This window comes from Hydrogenobaculum sp. (assembly GCF_049967395.1).
In the GTDB taxonomy this organism is placed as follows: Bacteria; Aquificota; Aquificia; order Aquificales; family Aquificaceae; genus Hydrogenobaculum.
The window spans coordinates 1-2,822 of sequence record NZ_JBMFST010000082.1 but is presented as its reverse complement, the minus strand read 5'-3'; the positions used below and the strand labels follow the sequence as shown (position 1 = coordinate 2,822).

General features: G+C 28.6%; 2 protein-coding genes. Both read right to left on the bottom strand.

The window, feature by feature from the left end:
- Positions 1 to 573: 573 nt before the first annotated feature.
- Complete coding sequence (locus ACP5S8_RS08015; protein ID WP_461876422.1) at positions 574 to 1,779, bottom strand: glycosyltransferase family 4 protein; 1,206 nt, start codon at positions 1,777 to 1,779, stop codon at positions 574 to 576.
- A partial coding sequence (locus tag ACP5S8_RS08010; protein ID WP_461876421.1) for a glycosyltransferase family 2 protein occupies positions 1,776 to 2,822 on the bottom strand: 1,047 nt, incomplete at its 5' end. The genes ACP5S8_RS08010 and ACP5S8_RS08015, both read right to left, overlap by 4 nt.

Sequence of the window (2,822 nt, the reverse complement as noted above, 5' to 3'; positions counted from 1 at the left end):
GCAATTTGTTATAATGCTTGTTTAAACCTAGCCAACCAAAGTTTATATATCTATGAATAAACATATACATTTTAAACCAAAAGGAAGATGGAAATAAAAGCGAAAATATTTGTATGTATCCATATAGCAAGAAAATTACAAAGGAAATATATATTAATTTAACAACTAACGACGGTTTTATATCTTTTGTAAGTAAAATGGTATAATAAATTATAAAGAAGATGATTGAAAATGTAAATATTTTCTTTATGCTATTTATGTATATTTCACTAGCTGTGGCCCAACTAGGAAGATTTATGAAATTTGCAATATATAAAGACATTATAAATGTCCCTATCAAAGCTATAATGGTAAAGGTTAAAAAATAGTTTATTTCTCTATTAGAAAATATTTTAACTCTTAAAATAATTTTTGTAAGTAAAAGCATAAGTCCAAAAAGAAGCGGATATAAAGAAGCGTTTGCAGCCCAAGAAGAAAATAATTTATAAAAATACCCTAACGCGCAAAATGGTAGCAAAATTATATATAGATAAAAGTTTAACTTTAAAAGTTTCTCCAGCGTAAAATGTTTTCTCATTTTTTTATTTCTAGCAATTCTAAAAGTAAATTTACGATCCTCTTATTATCATAAATCCTTTCAAACTCATTCCATACTATATTATAATCAATTTTACCTTCTAATACATCTATACACTTTTTTGCAAAATCTTCTTTATCTTGTGCGTTTGGAACTATATTTTCAAGACCAGCTCCAAGAAGATCTTCTTTTCTTGCAACCACCTTTTTCTTATATTTTAAAGCCTCTAAAAGTTTAAGCTTTATACCCGCAGGATTAAAAAGAGGCACTACCACAAGATCTGATAACTTATAAAAAGGCGCTAAAGATTCTACATCTTTAAACAAAAAAATATCCTCTTTATTATCTACAAATTCTATTACCTCTTTGGAGGGGCTTTGACCCACTATTATAAAACAAGCTTTTAGCTTCTTTTTTATAAGAGGAAATACATCTTTCCCAAACCAAAGAGCAGCTTTTATATTAGAAGATTTTTTTAATAAGCCTGTAAAAAGTATTTTATGATGGTATTTACCAACTTTTTCTTCCAACATATCTATATCTTCTTTTTTCACTTCTAAATCTTTAAACTCTGGTAGCATAGGAGGTATCCAGTATATCTTTGCTTTATTGTTTATATTTTTTAGTATGTCCACTTCATATTTTGAGACAGAGGCTATTTTCCTAAACTTTTTAATATAAGCTGGTTCTATAGTTTTTAGCTTTTGATAGTTTAGGTAGTAAAAGAGTTTTCTAAATATATTTGTAGCCTCTAAAGCATAATTTTTATAATCTATATAATCTATATTATGGCTCCAGTATATAATGTTGTTATTATTAACATTTATATGATTTATAAGCTTTTCATAGTTTTTATAAGAATAACTATGATCGAATATTATCACTTCGTAATTTGTGTCTAATTTATGTAAAATATTTTTGAGGTTTTCATCATCTAAATTAAACATATCATAGAAACCTTTTGAGAATAAGAATCTAACAAGTGCATACCATTTGTTTTGAGATGGATATCCAAATGTATGTTCAAAGACATTTGAAGTCTCAAGCTTACCTATATCCGATTTATTTTTATAGGGCACAATAATATCTGAAGATATGTTTGCTATACTTTTAAGAAAGTATGAACGGTATACAATATTTAGACTATGTCCGTCTGTGGGAGGATAATGTATTGGTAGAGGGCTAACTATCAATATCTTCATTTTAATTCTTTTGGTTTGCCCATATTTTTTAACCAGCCATCTTTTATGGCTTTTAGTATAAGTTTTAATCTTTTTATTTTAAAATCATCTAAAAGCAAAATACCAGCAATCATTCGTAATGTTTTTTTTGGCAATATAGAAATTGTGTATAAAAAAGCGTAAAAATTCCCATAATGCTTTTTGACAAAATATATACCATTCCTAACTTCTAAACACCCACTCATCACAAATCTAAAAAATGTTGGTCTTTTTCTAATTTTTTTCATGAACTTAACGGTTTTATATTTTCCAGTTGAAGCTCCTTCTTTATGATAGACTTTTGCTTTGCCTGCACAAAATAGCTTCCACCCTCTTCTTATAGCCCTTAGACAAAGATCACTTTCTTCTTTATACATAAAGTAATTTTCATCAAAAAGGCCAATATCCTCAAAAACATCATTTCTTATTAGCATGCTAGCTCCAACTATATATCCTTCTATTTCAAATATTATATCATTCTTCTTGCTGTCTTTGTCAAAAGGTTGTATGTATTTCCCGGCTCCAGCATTATACCATGTCATTTTGTAACTTCCACACAATGTTTGCAATATATCTGGCTTATCATAATATAAAAGCTTTGATCCAACTATTCCAATTTTCTCATTCTTTTCTATCACCTCTACCATTTTGCTTAATGCATCTTTTTGTATTGCAGTGTCGTTGTTTAAAAGCCAAATATATTTAGAATCTTTCTTTGCTAAAGCATATTTTATTCCAACATTGTTTCCACCTGCAAAGCCTAGGTTGTCTCCTGTCTGGATAAATATCAGTGGATATTTTGTAGTAATACCATCCGGTATCTTGGTTTTTAGTTTTTCTTCTAATTCTAAATTGCCACCTTTTTCTGCTTCTTTACGATTATAGTAAACATAAGGTATCGGCTTGTCGACGGGTGGATATGATAAATTTCTTAAAAGATTGTCTGGTTTAACCCAAATATCAAGCTTACCTTCCGCCCATGCTTTTATATAATCCATAGAGTTGTTTGGTGAGTCGTTGTCCAA